This window comes from Microbacterium dextranolyticum (genome assembly GCF_016907295.1).
GTDB lineage: Bacteria > Actinomycetota > Actinomycetes > Actinomycetales > Microbacteriaceae > Microbacterium > Microbacterium dextranolyticum.
The window spans coordinates 662,055-678,220 of record NZ_JAFBBR010000001.1; the positions used below are offsets into that span (position 1 = coordinate 662,055).

13 protein-coding genes are annotated in these 16,166 nt (G+C 69.0%); 8 read left to right on the forward strand and 5 right to left on the reverse strand.

Going from position 1 to position 16,166, the window contains the following annotated elements:
* Positions 1-143: 143 nt before the first annotated feature.
* From groES to JOE64_RS02900, 4 genes are all read left to right on the forward strand, one after another.
* On the forward strand, positions 144-440 hold the full coding sequence (gene groES, locus JOE64_RS02885) for a co-chaperone GroES (RefSeq protein WP_204962866.1): 297 nt from the start codon (positions 144-146) through the stop codon (positions 438-440).
* A 130-nt stretch (positions 441-570) separates the two neighbouring features.
* A complete protein-coding gene (locus tag JOE64_RS02890; protein ID WP_204962867.1) occupies positions 571-1,539 on the forward strand; it encodes an acetylxylan esterase in 969 nt (322 codons plus the stop codon).
* Between the two features lie 130 nt (positions 1,540-1,669).
* Complete coding sequence (rarD, locus tag JOE64_RS02895) at positions 1,670-2,605, forward strand: EamA family transporter RarD (RefSeq protein WP_204962868.1); 936 nt, start codon at positions 1,670-1,672, stop codon at positions 2,603-2,605.
* Between the two features lie 170 nt (positions 2,606-2,775).
* Positions 2,776-4,116 carry an ABC transporter substrate-binding protein gene (locus tag JOE64_RS02900; RefSeq protein ID WP_204962869.1) on the forward strand — a complete coding sequence of 447 codons (1,341 nt, stop codon included), beginning with the start codon at positions 2,776-2,778 and terminating at the stop codon, positions 4,114-4,116.
* Between the two features lie 596 nt (positions 4,117-4,712).
* On the opposite strand, the gene JOE64_RS02905 is transcribed toward JOE64_RS02900, so the two are convergent.
* Genes JOE64_RS02905 through JOE64_RS02920 form a run of 4 tightly spaced genes read right to left on the reverse strand, consistent with a single transcriptional unit; the run spans position 4,713 to position 8,860 of the window.
* Positions 4,713-5,513 (reverse strand): ABC transporter ATP-binding protein, encoded by an 801-nt coding sequence (locus tag JOE64_RS02905; protein WP_204962870.1) that lies wholly within the window; start codon positions 5,511-5,513, stop codon positions 4,713-4,715.
* Positions 5,510-6,523, reverse strand: a complete 1,014-nt coding sequence (locus tag JOE64_RS02910; RefSeq protein ID WP_204962871.1) for an ABC transporter ATP-binding protein — start codon at positions 6,521-6,523, stop codon at positions 5,510-5,512. The genes JOE64_RS02905 and JOE64_RS02910 overlap by 4 nt, the downstream gene beginning before the upstream one ends.
* Positions 6,516-7,511 (reverse strand): branched-chain amino acid ABC transporter permease, encoded by a 996-nt coding sequence (locus tag JOE64_RS02915; RefSeq protein WP_204962872.1) that lies wholly within the window; start codon positions 7,509-7,511, stop codon positions 6,516-6,518. Before JOE64_RS02915 ends, JOE64_RS02910 begins: the two co-directional genes overlap by 8 nt.
* A gap of 11 nt (positions 7,512-7,522) precedes the next feature.
* Complete coding sequence (locus JOE64_RS02920; RefSeq protein ID WP_204962873.1) at positions 7,523-8,860, reverse strand: branched-chain amino acid ABC transporter permease; 1,338 nt, start codon at positions 8,858-8,860, stop codon at positions 7,523-7,525.
* Positions 8,861-9,213: 353 nt separating this feature from the next.
* On the opposite strand from JOE64_RS02920, the gene guaB reads away from it, so the two are divergent.
* Positions 9,214-10,716, forward strand: a complete 1,503-nt coding sequence (gene guaB, locus JOE64_RS02925; RefSeq protein WP_204962874.1) for an IMP dehydrogenase — start codon at positions 9,214-9,216, stop codon at positions 10,714-10,716.
* Positions 10,717-11,131: 415 nt separating this feature from the next.
* Positions 11,132-11,977 carry an endonuclease domain-containing protein gene (locus JOE64_RS02930; RefSeq protein ID WP_204962875.1) on the forward strand — a complete coding sequence of 282 codons (846 nt, stop codon included), beginning with the start codon at positions 11,132-11,134 and terminating at the stop codon, positions 11,975-11,977.
* Positions 11,978-12,120: 143 nt separating this feature from the next.
* Here the strand turns inward: JOE64_RS02930 and JOE64_RS02935 are convergent, their stop codons facing one another.
* Complete coding sequence (locus tag JOE64_RS02935) at positions 12,121-13,581, reverse strand: MFS transporter (RefSeq protein ID WP_239531684.1); 1,461 nt, start codon at positions 13,579-13,581, stop codon at positions 12,121-12,123.
* Between the two features lie 81 nt (positions 13,582-13,662).
* On the opposite strand from JOE64_RS02935, the gene JOE64_RS02940 reads away from it, so the two are divergent.
* Positions 13,663-14,289, forward strand: a complete 627-nt coding sequence (locus tag JOE64_RS02940; protein ID WP_204962876.1) for a TetR/AcrR family transcriptional regulator — start codon at positions 13,663-13,665, stop codon at positions 14,287-14,289.
* Positions 14,290-14,350: 61 nt separating this feature from the next.
* The gene (locus tag JOE64_RS02945; RefSeq protein WP_204962877.1) at positions 14,351-16,039 is read left to right on the forward strand and encodes an ABC-F family ATP-binding cassette domain-containing protein; all 1,689 of its coding nucleotides are present in this window, start codon (positions 14,351-14,353) and stop codon (positions 16,037-16,039) included.
* Positions 16,040-16,166: the final 127 nt, after the last annotated feature.

The following is a 16,166-nucleotide window of genomic DNA, read 5'->3' on the forward strand; positions in this document are numbered from 1 at the left end:
CATCGACGGTGTCGCGCGGCTGGCACTCGCGTTGCACGAGTGCCAGCCGCGCTCTAGACTTGCCATTAGCACTCCACCCCGGTGGGTGCTAATCAGTCTTTTCATGTCAACGGCATAACGCCCACGCCAGAAAGAGGTAAACCGTGTCGGTTTCCATCAAGCCGCTCGAGGACCGCATCGTCATTCAGCAGGTCGAGGCCGAGCAGGTCACGTCCAGCGGTCTCGTCATCCCCGACACCGCCAAGGAGAAGCCCCAGGAGGGCGAGGTCGTGGCGGTCGGCCCCGGCCGCATCGACGACAACGGCAACCGCGTGCCGCTCGACGTCGCCGTCGGCGACCGCGTGATCTACAGCAAGTACGGCGGCACCGAGGTCAAGTTCGGCGCCGACGAGTACCTCGTGCTCTCGGCCCGCGACGTGCTCGCGGTCGTCGTTCGCTGAGACGCCCCCACACGTACCTCGAAGGGTCCGGATGCCATGGCATCCGGACCCTTCGTCGTTCCTCTGACCCTCTCTCGGAGCGGCCGAAGGATGTGCACGTCGGGTCGCGGCGGAGTTCTACGATCGGAGTATGCCCCGGTTCGATCTCCCGCTGTCCGAGCTCGTCGACTACCGCCCGGAGATCGCGATACCGGCCGATTTCGACGATTTCTGGCGACGGACGCTCGCCGAGGCGCGCGCTCTCGGCGGCGCCCCGATCATCGAGCGGGCCTCGACGCCGCTGACCACGGTCGAGGTGTACGACGTCACCTTTCCCGGGTTCGGCGGCGACCCGATCAAGGCCTGGTACATGGTCCCGGCGGGCACGTCGGGCCGGTTGCCCACCGTCGTCGAGTTCAACGGTTACGGCGGGGGTCGGGGCTTTCCCGAGGAGCGTCTCGCCTTCGTCTCGAGCGGCTACGGATACCTCGTGATGGACACCCGCGGTCAGGGCTCGCACTGGGGCGGGGGCGGCGAGACCGCCGACCCGCACGGCACCGGACCGTCGGTGTCGGGCTTCATGACGCGCGGCATCGAAGACCCGCACGACTACTACTACCGCCGCGTGTTCACGGATGCCGTGCGCGCCGTCGACGCCGTCCGCACGTTCGACCGGGTCGACCCCGAGCGCGTCGCGGTGTGCGGCGGCAGCCAGGGCGGCGGCATCACCCTCGCCGCCGGGGCGCTGTGCGACGGCCTCGTCGCCGTCATGCCCGACGTGCCGTTCCTGTGCCACTTCGAGCGCGCCGTCGGGATGACCGGCGCCGAGCCGTACGGAGAGCTGGTGCGGTACCTCTCGATCCATCGGGGGAGCGAGGAGCGCACCTTCCGCACGCTGTCGTACTTCGACGGCGCGGCGATGGCGACACGGGCATCCGCCCCCGCGCTCTTCTCCGTCGCGCTGATGGACCCGATCTGCCCGCCGTCGACCGTCTTCGCCGCCTACAACCGATACGCCGGCGCCGACAAGCACCTCGAGGTCTACCCCTTCAACGAGCACGAGGGCGGCCAGGGCTACCAGTGGCGCGCGCAGGCCGCCTTTCTCGCCGCGCGGGTGTGACCTCGCGGCTCTTCTCGTTCCTTTTCCCCTTTCTCACCTCGGATGAGTCGAGGGGGAGTGGCGGGGATCGGTGGGTGTGTGGCAGTCCTCGTGAAGCGCGGGATGTCAGGACCGTTCTAGGCTTTGTCCCATGACACCCGACGAGGCCGCCCGCAAGGAGGAGACCCTCGGCGGCGTGTACGCGTTCGTCGCGTACTTCCTGTGGGGCTTCATGCCCCTCTACTTCTTGACGCTCGCCCCGATCGGCCCGTGGGAGATCGTCGTCTGGCGCATCCTCTTCTCGCTGCTGTTCTGCGGCATCCTGCTCACCGTCACGCGCACGTGGGGCAAGCTCTTCGCGATCCTGCGCGATCGCCGCCTGGTGTTCTGGACGGTCATCGCCGGCCTGCTGATCTACGTCAACTGGCAGGTGTTCCTCATCGGCATCCTCACCGGACACGTCATCGAAGGCAGTCTCGGTTACTTCATCAACCCGATCGTCACGGTGCTGCTCGGGGTGATCGTGCTGAAGGAGCGCCTGCGCCCCGCGCAATGGACCGCGATCGGGGTGGCGGTGGCGGCAGTCGTGGTCATCGTCGTCGCCTACGGCTCGTTTCCGTGGATCGCCCTCACCCTCGCGGCGAGCTTCGGCATCTACGGGCTGGTGAAGAAGCAGATCGGTCCCCGCGTCGACGCCATCAGCGGACTGACGCTCGAATCCCTCTGGCTCACACCCATCGCCCTCATCCAGCTCGTCGTCGTGGCGAGCACGACCGGCCTCGCGATCGGCAGCCAGGGTGCGGGGCTCGCGGTGCTCGTGACCCTCGCGGGCGTCATCACGGCCGTGCCGTTGCTGCTGTTCGCCGCGGGCGCCCGCCGCGCCCCCCTCACCGTGATCGGTCTGCTGCAGTTCGTCGCCCCGATCCTGCAGTTCATCACGGGCGCGTGGATCCTGCACGAGCCGATGCCGATCGAGCGCTGGATCGGGTTCGGCCTCGTCTGGCTCGCCCTCGTCGTCCTCACGGTCGACTCGCTCGTCGCGGCGCGTCGCACACGCGGCGCATCGGAGGTCGTCGACCTCGTCTGAGCCATTCCCACAGGCCCCGCCACGGCATCCGCGCCGTTCATAACGATTGAGCCGCGGTGCTTTTCTTCGATGCGCGCGCGAAACATCCTGGTGACACAGCAGGTTTAGCGTTCAAGCCAGACCGCGGAGCCCGTGCACCGCGCGATGTCATCGAAGAAAGGGAAGAACCTATGGTTCACCGCAACAAGGCGCTCGTCGCCGTGATTGCGCTCGCGGGCGCGGCGTCGCTCGCTCTCGCAGGATGCTCGAGCTCGGGCGGGGGCGGTTCCACATCGGCCCCCACCTCCACGGCCACGGGTTCCAGCGCGGCCGACCCGGCCGCGGCCTGCAAGCCCGGAACGCCCGCGACCGGTCCGCTCACGGTCGCGACGATCCTGCCGCAGACCGGATCGCTGGCCTACCTCAACCCGCCCGCCGAGGCCGGCTACGGTCTCGCCGTCGAAGACATCAACGCCGCCGGCGGTGTGCTCGACCAGCCCGTCAAGGTCGGCCCGATCACCGACTCCGGTGCGTCCTCCGACCTGTCGGTCTCGACCTCGTCGGCCGCGCAGATCGCCTCGTCCGACGCGCAGGTCGTGCTCGGCGCCGAGTCCTCCAGCGTCAGCCTGAACTTCGTCGACACGATCGTCTCGAAGTGCAAGGTGCAGATCTCGCCGGCCAACACGGCCACGAAGCTCTCCGGCTACTCCAGCTACTACTTCCGCACCGCTCCGCCGGACACCGTGCAGGGCTCGGCGCTCGGCAACCTCGTCGTCGGCGACGGCGTGCAGAAGGTCGCCTTCATCGTCTTCAACGACGCGTACGGCACGGGCCTGCGCGACGTCGTCGAAGACACCGTCACCAAGGCGGGCGGCGAGGTCGTCTACGGCGGCAAGGGCAAGGGCCAGGAGTTCGCTCCCGGTCAGAAGACCTTCTCGTCCGAGGTCTCCGCGGCGCTCGCCGCGAAGCCCGACGCGATCGTGATCCTCGCGTTCGACGAGACCAAGCAGATCGTCCCCGAGCTGAAGGCCCAGGGCTTCGACCTGTCCAAGACCTACCTCGTCGACGGCAACACCGCCGACTACGGCAAGGACTTCGAAGCCGGCACCATGACCGGCGCCCAAGGCACCATCCCCGGCGCCCAGCCCGACCCCGAGTTCAAGCAGCGTCTCGTCGACTTCTACAAGAAGACCGCGAACGCCGACCTGAAGGACTTCTCGTACGCCCCCGAGTCCTACGACGCGATCGTGCTGTCCGCGCTCGCCGCCGAGAAGGGCAAGGGCACCGACGGCCCCACCATCCAGGCGAACCTCGCCGCGGTGTCGGGTGTCGGCAACGGTGAGAAGTGCTCCGACTACGCCGCGTGCCTCGCCCTGCTGAAGAGCGGCAAGGACATCACGTACACCGGCAAGGCCGGCATCGGCCCGTTCAACAGCCAGAACGACCCGTCGAGCGCCTACATCGGCATCTACAAGTTCGACCAGAACAACGCTCCCGTCTTCCAGAAGTCCATCCAGGGTTCTGTGGGCTGACGATCGCGTACGAACGAAGGGGCGGATGCCACGGCATCCGCCCCTTCTTTCGTACCCACCGGGCGGGGCGGTTGTGGTGCGCATTCGTGCCAGCTGGTGCTCGCCGCATGGCACGTACTCCGCAGTCTGTCGCGTACTCCGCATCCGTCCGCGGCATCGGGTGCGGAGTACGTGAGATTCTGCGGAGTTCGTGCGGGCCGAGGCGGTGGATGCCGTGGCATCCGCCCCTCTTGTTTGCGCGCAGTCCCGTGGGCGCGCTCGAGCCCCTTCGCGCGCATCGCGGTGCGCGCCGCCCTCGTCGACGTTGATGTGCGCGCTGGATGCCGCGATCGCTGCTCACGTACTCCGCAGCTTGTCACCAACTCCGCACACGTCTAGGGCATTGGGTGCGGAGTACGTGAGATTCTGCGGAGTTCGCGCGGCCGAGACAGCGGATTCTGCGGAGTTCGTGCGGGCCGAGACAGCGGATGCCGCGGCATCCGCCCGCACGTGCGCCGGATGCCACGGGGCGCCCGCCCCACCCATCACCCCAACCACGGCGTACGGAAGAGGCCCCGCCTCACGGCGGATCCCCCTGCCTCGCGCGGTGCGAGCGATCAGTCCGTGTGCGACGCCTCGACGTCGGCGGCGAGCGTGCCGAGGTAGAGCTGGATCACCTTCGGATCCTTCGCGAGCTCGCGGCCGGGGCCCTCGTAGGCGTTGCGTCCCTGGTCGAGCACGTAGGCGCGGTCGCAGATCTGCAGGCAACGGCGCGCGTTCTGCTCGACCATGATGATCGTCACGCCCGTCTTGTTGATCTCGCGAGTGCGGATGAAGGTCTCGTCCTGGCGGACGGGCGAGAGGCCTGCGCTCGGCTCGTCGAGCAGCAGCACCTTCGGCTTCATCATGAGCGCCCGGGCCATCGCGACGGACTGTCGCTCACCGCCCGACAGCGACCCGGCGCGCTGCTTGCGGCGCTCGCCCAGCACCGGGAACAGCTCCCAGATCTCCGCGACGCGGGTCTGGAACTCCTTCGGCCGCAGGAACATGCCCATCTGCATGTTCTCTTCGATCGTCAGTGAGGGGAACACGTTGTTCGTCTGCGGGACGAAGCCGATGCCCGCCTGCACGAGCTGGTTCGCCTTCTGGTTGGTGATGTCCTCTCCCTCGAGCGTGACGGCGCCCGAGCGCACGTTCACCAGGCCGAAGAGGGCCTTCAGCAGCGTCGACTTGCCGGCGCCGTTCGGGCCGATGATCCCGACGAGCTCGCCGGGGAAGGCCTCGAGGGTGCAGCCGTTCAGGATGTTGACGCCGGGCAGGTATCCGGCGACGAGATCATCGGCCTTGACGACGGGCGTCGCCGCGACGGGCGTGGCCGCGACGGGAGCATCCGCGGATGCGGGGGATGGCGTGCTCATCGTTCTTCGTCCTCCTGCTCGGCTTCGGCCTCGACCTTGGCCTCGATCTGGGTGATCAGACCGGTCGTGACGGCGGAGTCGTCGCCGAGATCGGTGTCGTGGTACGCGCCGAGGTAGGCGTCGATGACGGCGGGGTTCTTCATGACCCGCTCGGGATCGCCCTCGGCGACCACCTCGCCCTGGGCCATGACGACGACCCAGTCGGAGATGTGGCGCACCATGTGCATGTCGTGCTCGACGAACAGCACGGTCGTGCCGTCGTTGCGGAGCGCTTGGATGTGCTCGAGCAGGCTCTGCGTGAGTGCCGGGTTGACGCCCGCCATCGGCTCGTCGAGCATGATCATCTTCGGGTCGCTCATGAGGGCGCGCGCCATCTCGAGCAGCTTCTTCTGCCCGCCCGAGAGGCTGCCGGCCATGTCGTCGCGCTTCGCGTCGAGCTTGAAGCGCTGCAGCAGCTCTTCGGCCTTCGCGATGTTCGCCTTCTCGGCCGCGGCCCACAGCGGCTTGATCAGGCCCGCGGCGAGATTCTCACCCGGGTTGCCCTTCGCGCCGATGAGCATGTTGTCGAGCACCGTCATGCGCGAGAGCGCCTTCGTCAGCTGGAACGTGCGCACCATGCCGGCGCGCGCGACCTTCGAGGCGGCGGTGCTGCCCAGGGTCTTGCCGTCGAACGACCACTTCGCGGCCTCGTCGGCGGAGGGCCCGCCGAACAGCTTCTTGGCCGACGACGGCTTGTCGAACCCCGTGATCAGGTTGAAGAACGTCGTCTTGCCGGCGCCGTTCGGCCCGATGAGCGCGGTGATCGCGCCGCGCTGCACCTCGAGGTGCTTGACGTTCACCGCGGTCATGCCGCCGAAGCGGCGCTCGATGTTGTCGACGACGAGGATCGGGTCGGGCTTCTCCGACCCTGGAACCTCTTCGGCGGCGGCGAGGGTCATGCGGATCGCCTTGGTCACCTCCCCCGGCGGGGTCGCGACCGGGATGACGGGCTCTGCGGTCTGGTCAGGCATTGAAGCTCAACTCCTTCTTATTGCCGAGGATGCCTTGTGGCCGGAAGATCACCAGCAGCATCAGCGCCACACCGATCAGCACCCACGACAGCCACTGCGTCTGCTGCGTGTTGAGGATCGAGTCGGGGATGTACTCGCCGGCGATCTGCACGATGGCGATGCGCACGACGAAGAAGATGATCGCACCCAGCAGCGGGCCGAAGATCGTCGCAGCGCCGCCCAGCAGCATGATCGTCCACAGGTTGAAGGTGAGGGGGCGTCCGAATCCATCGGGCTGCACGGATGCCGGGAGCACGACCAGGATGCCGGCGATGCCGCCCAGCACGCCGCCGATGACGAGCGCCTGCATCTTGTAGGAGTAGGAGCTCTTGCCGAGGCTGCGGACCGCGTCCTCGTCTTCGCGGATGCCCTTGAGCACTCGGCCCCAGGGGCTGCGCATCGCCAGCCACGTGAACAGGATCGCGATGCCGACCGCTCCCCAGGCGACCAGACGGGTCCACCAGTCGTTGCCCGAGCCCGGGTCGGTGTTGGGGTACGAGAACCACAGGATCTGCGTCGTGCCCGGCGGCAGGAACGACAGCTGCGTGAACGGTCCGCGGTACTCCGGGCCGACGAGGCCGGTCGAACCGCCCGTCACGTCGACGAGGGCGGCGAGGCGCCCGACCATGCGGACGATCTCTGCCGCACAGATCGTCACGATCGCGAGGTAGTCGCCGCGCAGTCGCAGGGTCGGGATGCCGAGAACGAAGGCGAACACGACGCAGGCGAGGATGGCGACGAGTACACCCAGCCAGAAGCCGCCGCCGTGGATGACGGTGATCGCGAAGCCGTACGCGCCCAGCAGCATGAAGCCCGCCTGGCCCATGTTCATGAGGCCCGTGAAGCCGAAGTGGATGTTGAGGCCGATCGCGGCGATGACGTACGCCGCCGTGACGGGTGCGATCGCCGTTTCGGTGAGCTGCTGCAGCAGCGTGATCCAGAAGTCCATGGCCCTCTCCCTTAGCCGACTCGCTCGGCGCGGCCGAAGATGCCCTGCGGCCGGAACAGCAGGATGACGATGAGCAGTGCCAGTGCGGTGGCGTACTTGAGGTCGCCCGGCAGCCAGATGTTGGTGAGCTCGACGATGAGGCCGATCACCATCGCGCCGGCGAAGGCGCCGAACGCGGTGCCGAGCCCGCCGAGGGTGACGGCGGCGAACAGCAGCAGCAGGAGCTGACCGCCCGTCTCCCAGCCGACGCCGTTGAGCACGAGGCCGAGCAGCACGCCGGCGAGACCCGCGAGACCCGAGGCGAGGATCCACACGCCGCGGATCACCTTGTCGACGTCGATGCCCGAGGCGGATGCCAGTGACGGGTTGTCCGAGACGGCGCGCGTCGCGCGGCCGAACCTCGTGTACATGAGGCCGAGGCCGACGGCGGCGATCGCCACGATCGCGATGCCCATCGCGACATAGGACTGGATCGTCAGGGTGACCCCGAGGATCGTCACCGTCGCGGGGTTCGACTTGTCGATGCGCACCGTGCCGGCGCCGATCCACAGCTGCACCACGTACTGCAGCGCGATCGACAGACCGATCGAGACGATCATCATCTGCGTCAGGCTGAGTCTGCGCCGTCGCAGAGGCCGCCACAGACCGGCATCCTGCACCCACCCCAGCGCCGCCATCGCCACGACGGCGAGGGCGCCGCCGAGCCACAGGTTGCCCGTGACGGTTGTCAGGAACCACGCGAGCACGCCGCCGATCGTGACCAGCTCGCCGTGCGCGAAGTTGCTGAGGCCCGTGGTCCCGAAGATCAGCGACAGACCGAGCGAGGCGAGGGCCAGCAGCAGGCCGAGACGGATGCCTTGTGCCGACTGCTGCCAGAAGCGCTGCCAGTCGAACGAACTCGCTCCGGCTGCGGAACCGTCGGGGCTGTTGGAGAGCTTGAAGATCGCCGACACGTCCGAGTGCAGCGTGACCGCCACACCGCGCGAGTCCGACCCGTCGACGTACTGACCGTCGGCGAGGGTCGTGGCGTCGAGCTTCACCGTGTAGGTGCCCTCCTTGGTGACGGAGAACACCCACTTGCCGGAGCTGTCCGTCTTGGTGGTGGGGCTGGCTCCGACGCCCGGGCCCGAGATGGTCAGCGCCACCCCGACGGCCGGTGCACCGTCGCTCTGGCGGATCGTTCCCTGAACGCACGCGGTCGAGGCGTCCGCCGAGCAGGCATCCGCCGCTGCGGCCGGCTGAGCGGGCAGCAGCACCGCGAGCAGGGCGACAGCGGCGAACAGAAGGGATACGAGGACCGCGACTCTGCGACGCGCGGAGACCTCGAGTCTCGCTGAGGGCACGAGCATGGCACTCCAGTCTGAAAATTTCGGCGGCCATCCATGCGGTCGCCCATCGGTGGGTTGAGGTTACGACCCACATGTGTCGCGCGTGTTTCGCCCAGGGACGCCGAAACTCCCGCGTTGGAGCCTCGTCGAGGTGCGCATCGTCGCGTGACCGAAACGCTCCCTCAGATGGCGTCCCACGTCAAGAGAGGATGCCTGCGCGGGCGCTGCGGCGGGCGCTGGCACGTCGCCGGGACGCGCTCGCGGCGGGCCTGCGCCGGCCCGGACGCAGCGCATCGGAATGCGGGATCGCGCCCGCGACTTACAATCGGTACGCGCGCGAATCGCGCGCGTGGGAGCGCGAACCAGGAGAGCACGTGGAGCACAACGACCCGTTCGGATTCGTCGGACTGACCTATGACGACGTGCTGCTCCTCCCGGGGCACACCGACGTCATCCCCTCCGAAGCCGACACGTCGTCTCGGGTCACCCGCCGCATCACCGTCGCCACGCCGCTGCTGTCGGCGGCGATGGACACGGTCAGCGAGGCACGTATGGCGATCGCCATGGCGCGCGAGGGCGGTCTGGGCATCCTGCATCGCAACCTCGCGATCGCCGAGCAGGCCGCGATGGTCGACCAGGTCAAGCGCAGCGAGTCGGGCATGATCACCGACCCGATCACCACGACCCCCGACGCGACGATCGAAGAGGTCGACACCCTGTGCGGCCAGTACCGCATCTCGGGTCTTCCGGTGGTCGACGACGACGGACGCCTGCTCGGCATCATCACGAACCGCGACATGCGGTTCGTGTCGGGCTTCGAACGTCAGACGACCAAGGTGCGCGACGTGATGACGAGCGAGGGCCTGGTCACGGGCCGCGTCGGCATCGGAGCGAACGAGGTCATCGCCCTGTTCGCGCAGCACCGCGTCGAGAAGCTGCCCCTCATCGACGACGAGGGCAAGCTCGCGGGCCTCATCACCATCAAGGACTTCGACAAGAGCGAGAAATACCCCCTCGCCACCAAGGACGACCAGGGGCGCCTGCGCGTCGGCGCCGCCATCGGCTTCTTCGGCGACGCGTGGGAGCGCGCCGAGGCCCTCCGCGACGCTGGTGTCGACGTCATCGTCGTCGACACGGCGAACGGACAGTCTCAGGGCGTCATCGACATGGTCCGCCGGCTGAAGGCCGACGAGTCGTTCGCCCACATCGACGTCATCGGCGGCAACGTCGCCACGCGCGAGGGTGCCCAGGCGCTCATCGAAGCCGGGGTGGATGCCGTGAAGGTCGGCGTCGGCCCGGGCTCGATCTGCACGACGCGCATCGTCGCCGGCGTCGGCGTGCCGCAGGTGACCGCGATCTGGGAGGCCTATCAGGCGGCCCGCGAGGCCGGGATCCCCGTCATCGCCGACGGCGGCCTGCAGTACTCGGGCGACATCGCCAAGGCCCTCGTCGCTGGCGCCGACACCGTCATGCTCGGCTCGCTCCTCGCCGGCACCGATGAGTCGCCGGGAGAGATCGTCTTCCAGGGCGGCAAGCAGTTCAAGCTCTACCGCGGTATGGGTTCGCTCGGCGCGATGCAGACCCGCGGCAAGAAGACCTCGTACTCGAAGGACCGCTACTTCCAGGCCGACATCCCCTCGGATGACAAGCTGATCCCCGAAGGCATCGAGGGCCAGGTCGCCTACCGTGGCCCCGTCTCGGCGGTCGCGTATCAGCTCGTCGGCGGCCTGCGGCAGTCGATGTTCTACGTCGGCGCCCGCACGATCGAGGAGCTCAAGGCGCGCGGCAAGTTCGTGCGCATCACCGCCGCCGGCCTCAAGGAGAGCCACCCCCACGACGTGCAGATCGTCGTCGAGGCCCCCAACTACAAGAAGTAGGGCCGTGCGGCTGCGGCTGCGGCTGCGGCTGCGGCTGTGGCTGTGGTGCGACCGTGGCCGTGGTATCCCGGGTCGCCTGCCGTGTGCGGGACGAACTCCGCATGATGTGACGAACTCCGCATGCCCTCGTGTGATTGGGTGCGGAGTTCGTGGCTTTCTGCGGAGTTCGTGCGGTGGTGGTGTTGCTGAGGTGAGGGTCCGCGACGTGAGGCGTCATCCTGGCATCCCGCTGGCGTGCGGCGTGACGAACTCCGCATGATGTGACGTGCTCCGCATCTTTTCGTGTGATCGGGTGCGGAGTTCGCGGCTTTCTGCGGAGCTCGTCTCCTCCTCCCCAGGCGGCGAGTGGCGCGGGTTGTCCACGGATGGCGCGGTTGCGGCATCCGTGAGCGCGACGAGTCGACAGGATGCCCGTATGCACCTCGTCCCCGTCGCCGATCGCCTACGCGGCACGGCCGCGCATCGCGGGCAGCTGCGGGACGAGGGATACCGTGATGCCTCGCTACGAGCGGCGGTTCGTGACGGCGCGATCGAGGTGCATCGCCGTTCCTGGTTCGTCTCGGCGGACGCGCCCGCCGATCTGCGCGAAGCGGCGCGCCGCGGCGGCAGGATCACCTGCACGACGCTCGCGCGGATGCGCGGGTGGTGGATGCCGGACGGTGTCGGCGACGACGTGCATCTGCACTTTCCGCCAGGATCGACGGGCCCGCGCACACCATGGGGCGGGGTTGCGCACTGGTCCCGCCCCGTCGCGCCGGTCGGACGGGCACTCATCGCGACCGTCGAGGACGCCCTCGCGCACATCGCTGTGTGCCGCCCTCCGGCAGAGGCACTCGTGCTGTGGGAATCCGCGGCCCGGATGGAGCGGCTGGCGCCGGAGGCGCTGCGCGCGATCTCGTGGCCGTCGCGTGCGGCCGTCGAGCTTGCAGCGCAGGTCACCGGGCTCGCGGACTCGGGGCTCGAGGTGCTCGTCTGCCGCCCCTTGCGGCGGTTGCGGGTGCAGGTCCGGCAACAGGCCGTGGTGGCCGGAAAGCCCGTCGATGTGCTCGTCGGGGAGTGGCTCGTCGTCCAGATCGACGGCTGGGCGCATCATTCCTCGTCGGCGCAGCGCTCGAAGGACATCGCCCACGACGCGGAGCTGCGGCTGCGCGGCTACACCGTTCTGCGCTTCTCGTACGCGCAGGTGGTGCATGACGCGCTCGAGGTCGAGCGCACGATCCGCCGCGCTCTCGCCGCGGGGCTGCACGCGCGGCCATCCTGAGCTCGGGGGCGATGTGTGCGGCGTGCCCGGTCGGGTGGGCGGCGCCGCAGGATGTCGCGTACTCCGCATCCGATCGGGGGGAGGGGTGCGGAGTACGCGACGATCCGCGGAGTTCGTGCGGGTCAGGTCTGCGCCGCGGCGGCTCAGTCCGTGACGGGCGTGGCGGATGCCGTGGCGCGCCCCGACGGCAGCAGGAGGGCCGCCACGACTCCGACGAACAGGACAGCCGCTCCGGTGAAGACGGCGGGGCGCGCGGCATCCACGTACATGTCGGGTCGCAGCTGTCCGCCGGCGCCCACGAAGATCGCCGTCATCACGGCCGTGCCGAGGGCGAGTCCGATCTCGCGCACGGTGGAGTTGACCCCGGATGCCTTGGCGTGGTCGACCACGCCGAGGGTCGCGAGCAGCGCCGTCGCCATCGGCGCGAAGACGAGTCCCATGCCGACCCCGGACAGGACGAACGGCGCGATGAGGGAGGGGTAATCGAGGTCGGTCGACATCGCGAGGCCGATCCAGAGCAGCCCCACACCCTGCAGCAGCAGCCCGACGGTGAGCAGGGCGCGGGTGCCGACGCGCGGCGCGATCAGGCCGGCGACCGGTGCGACGAACATCGGCGCGAGGGTCCACGGCGTCGTCTGCAGGGCGGCCTCGAGCGGCGTGGATCCCTGCACCACCTGCAGGTACTGGATGAGCAGGAAGATGGCGCCCATCGCCCCGAAGCTGAAGAGGAAGCCGACGATGTTCGTGAGCGAGAACGAGCGGTCTCGGAACAGGCGCAGCGGCACGAGAGGGGCCCGCCCCCGCGCCTGCCATGCGATGAATCCGACGAGCAGGAGGGTTCCGGCCACGAGTTCGCCCACCACCGAGAGCGACGACCACCCATCGTCGTTGCCGCGGACGATCGCGTGGACGATGGCGAGGACTCCGCCGGCCGTCAGGATCGCCCCGAGGACGTCGATGCGGGTGCGCTCACCGAACTGATTGCGCAGCGCGAAGAAGGCGAGGGGCATCGCGACGATCGCGATCGGCACGTTGATCCAGAAGATCGCCTGCCAGTTCCACCCCTGCATGATCGCGCCGCCGACGAGAGGACCGGCGGCGACCCCGAGCCCTGCGATGCCTCCCCAGAGGCCGATCGCCAGGGGACGCCGGGCCGGGGCAACGCCGCCCGAGATGAGCGCGAGCGACAGGGGCATGACACCGGCCCCGCCGAATCCCTGTACGGCGCGGGCGGCGATGAGCTGCCCCGGATCAGTGCTGAGGGCGGCGAGCACGGAGCCGACGCCGAAGATCGCGATGCCGGCGAGGAACACGGTGCGTCGCCCGAAGCGGTCGCCCAGCGCGGAGGCCACGAGGATCATCGACGCGAACGCGAGCGTGTAGGCGTTCACGAACCACTGCAGCTGCTCGACGCTCGCGCCGAGTGTCTCGTGCAGCACGGGCAGCGCATTGGTCATGACGAGGTTGTCGAGGGTGGCCATGAACATGGGCACGGATGCCGCGGCGACGACGAGCCCGAAGGGGCGGCGGGGCATCGTGGCCGAGGCATCGGGCGGCGGCGCATCCGATCGTATGGACGTCGTCGCAGTGAGCGTCTCGGTCATCGCCGAGCTCCCTTCGCTTGGTTGTAATCGAATGATTACTTGTCGAAGGCGACTGTAGTAATCGACTGATAACATGTCAACATGAGTCCGATCGAGGCGACGGCGCCCGAGACCGCGCGGCGTATGAGTTCCGACGAGCGCCGCGAGCAGATCATCGAGGCGGCCCTCGCGGTGTTCGGCGCGCGCGGCTATGAGGGAACGACGACCGACGAGGTCGCCCGCCGCGCCGGCGTCAGCCAGCCCTACGTCGTGCGCCTGTTCGGATCGAAGGAGAGCCTCTTCCTCTCGGCGCTGCAGCGGGCGATCGATGAAATGATGGACGCGTTCCGCGAGGCCCTGGCCGACGAGGCATCCGGCGAGCCCATCGCGCGGCGGGTCGGGGATGCCTACATCGGCCTCTTGCGGGTGCGCGGGCTGCATCAGACGCTCTCTCACGCGTGGCTGCTGGGGTCGCACCCCGTGATCGGCCCGGCCGGACGTCAGGGATTCGCGCGGGTGTGGCGGATGTTCCGCGACGAAGCCGGCATGAGCGCCGAGGAGGCGCGAGTGTTCCTGGCCGAGGGCATGCTCATCAACGTCATGATCGGCATGCGCATCGTCGACGACTACGGTTCCGATTCCGACATCACCGAACTCTTCCACTCGTGCTTCCCGACGAGCCTGCCCGAGGTGCTCGAGGTCGTGCCGCGCGGCGACGAACCGTGGTGAGCTGAGCGCGCGATAGTCTGGTCGGCTCTGCGCCGCCGTGGCCGGGGCGGAAGGACCCGCCGTGGGCTACATCGACATCGCCGCCGTCTCGTTCGTCCTGCCGGACGGGCGACCTCTGCTCGACGAGGTGACCTTCCGCGTGGCGGACGGCAAGACCACCGCTCTGATCGGCCAGAACGGCGCGGGCAAGACGACCCTGCTGAAGATCGTCCGAGGCGAGCTCTCACCGCGGTCGGGGACCGTCACGATCGACGGCGGGCTCGGCGTCATGGACCAGTTCATCGGTCACGGCGAGGCCGGTCAGACCGTGCACGACCTGCTGATCGCTGTCGCACCGGGCCGCGTCGGCGCCGCCGCGCGGGAACTCGAGGATGCCGAGGCCGCCATCATCGAGCACGACGACCTCGACACGCAGATGCGCTACGCCGCCGCGCTGGCCGACTACGCCGAAGCCGGGGGATACGAGTACGAGACCGTCTGGGACACGTGCACGGTCGCCGCCCTCGGCATCCCTTTCGCGCGGGCACGGTTCCGCGACCTCGGCACCCTTTCCGGGGGAGAGCAGAAGCGACTCGCACTCGAGGCGCTCCTGCGCGGCCCCGATCAGGTGTTGCTGCTCGACGAGCCCGACAATTACCTCGACGTGCCCGGCAAGCGCTGGCTCGAGGAACGACTGCGCGAAACATCCAAGACCGTCCTCCTCGTCTCGCACGATCGCGAGCTGCTCGCACGGGCCGCCGATCGCATCGTCACGCTCGAGACGGGCGGCGCCGGGAGCACCGCCTGGGTGCACGGCGGAGGATTCGGCACCTACCACGCCGCGCGCGACGACCGGATGGCGCGACTCGACGAACTGCGCCGGCGGTGGGATGAGGAGCACGCCAAGCTCATCCGCTTCGTCGCCGACATGAAGGCGAAGGCCGCCGCCAGCGACGAGTTCGCGTCGCGCTATCGGGCGGCCCAGACTCGGCTGCGCCGGTTCGAAGAGGCCGGCCCGCCCGAGGAGCGTCCCCCCGCGCAGACCCTCGACGTGCGCCTGCGCGGCGCACGCACCGGCAAGCGCGCCGTCGTCGCCGAGCGGCTCGAGCTTACCGGGCTCATGCAGCCGTTCGACCTCGAGGTGTGGTTCGGCGATCGCATCGCCGTGCTCGGATCGAACGGGTCGGGTAAATCGCACTTCCTGCGGCTGCTCGCCCGCGGTGGCACCGACCCCGACGGGCTGCTCGGCCACGTCACCGACATCGGTGCGGCGCTCGATCCCGTCGCGCACACGGGGCGGGCCGTGCTCGGCGCACGGGTTGCTCCCGGCTGGTTCGCGCAGACCCACCGGCATCCGGAATACACCGGGCGCTCGCTCCTGGACATCCTGCACCGCGGCGACGACCGGAGGCCCGGCATGCCGCGGGATGCGGCCAGCTCGGCCCTCGACCGCTACGGCCTCGTCCGGCAGGCCGAGCAGGCCTTCGACAGTCTGTCGGGCGGGCAGCAGGCCCGGTTCCAGGTGCTGCTGCTCGAGCTCTCCGGGGCGACGCTGCTGCTGCTCGACGAGCCCACCGACAACCTCGACCTCGTCTCGGCCGAGGCGCTGGAGGATGCGCTGCAGCGCTTCGAGGGGACCGTCCTCGCGGTGACCCACGACCGGTGGTTCGCGCGCTCGTTCGATCGCTTCATCGTGTTCGGCTCGGACGGACGCGTCGTCGAGACCGACGAGCCCGTGTGGGACGAGAAGCGGGTCACCCGGGCCCGGTGAGCAGGCCGCGCTGAGCGGGCGTGGGTGCGCGCGTGTTCGTGTGTCGGGCGGCGGGTTGGGGGTCGCGTACTCCGCAGAATGTGACGAACTCCGCACCTGAAGCGGCGAACGGGTGCGGAGTACGTGG

Bases quoted from the DNA above. Each gene is read 5' to 3' on its own strand.
- JOE64_RS02890 (WP_204962867.1), top strand. From the start codon at position 571: ATGCCCCGGTTCGATCTCCCGCTGTCCGAGCTCGTCGACTACCGCCCG.
- JOE64_RS02910 (WP_204962871.1), bottom strand. From the start codon at position 6,523: ATGCCTGACCAGACCGCAGAGCCCGTCATCCCGGTCGCGACCCCGCCG.
- JOE64_RS02930 (WP_204962875.1), top strand. From the start codon at position 11,132: ATGCACCTCGTCCCCGTCGCCGATCGCCTACGCGGCACGGCCGCGCAT.
- JOE64_RS02905 (WP_204962870.1), bottom strand. From the start codon at position 5,513: ATGAGCACGCCATCCCCCGCATCCGCGGATGCTCCCGTCGCGGCCACG.
- JOE64_RS02935 (WP_239531684.1), bottom strand. From the start codon at position 13,581: ATGACCGAGACGCTCACTGCGACGACGTCCATACGATCGGATGCGCCG.
- JOE64_RS02900 (WP_204962869.1), top strand. From the start codon at position 2,776: ATGGTTCACCGCAACAAGGCGCTCGTCGCCGTGATTGCGCTCGCGGGC.
- JOE64_RS02940 (WP_204962876.1), top strand. From the start codon at position 13,663: ATGAGTCCGATCGAGGCGACGGCGCCCGAGACCGCGCGGCGTATGAGT.
- JOE64_RS02915 (WP_204962872.1), bottom strand. From the start codon at position 7,511: ATGGACTTCTGGATCACGCTGCTGCAGCAGCTCACCGAAACGGCGATC.
- rarD (WP_204962868.1), top strand. From the start codon at position 1,670: ATGACACCCGACGAGGCCGCCCGCAAGGAGGAGACCCTCGGCGGCGTG.
- JOE64_RS02920 (WP_204962873.1), bottom strand. From the start codon at position 8,860: ATGCTCGTGCCCTCAGCGAGACTCGAGGTCTCCGCGCGTCGCAGAGTC.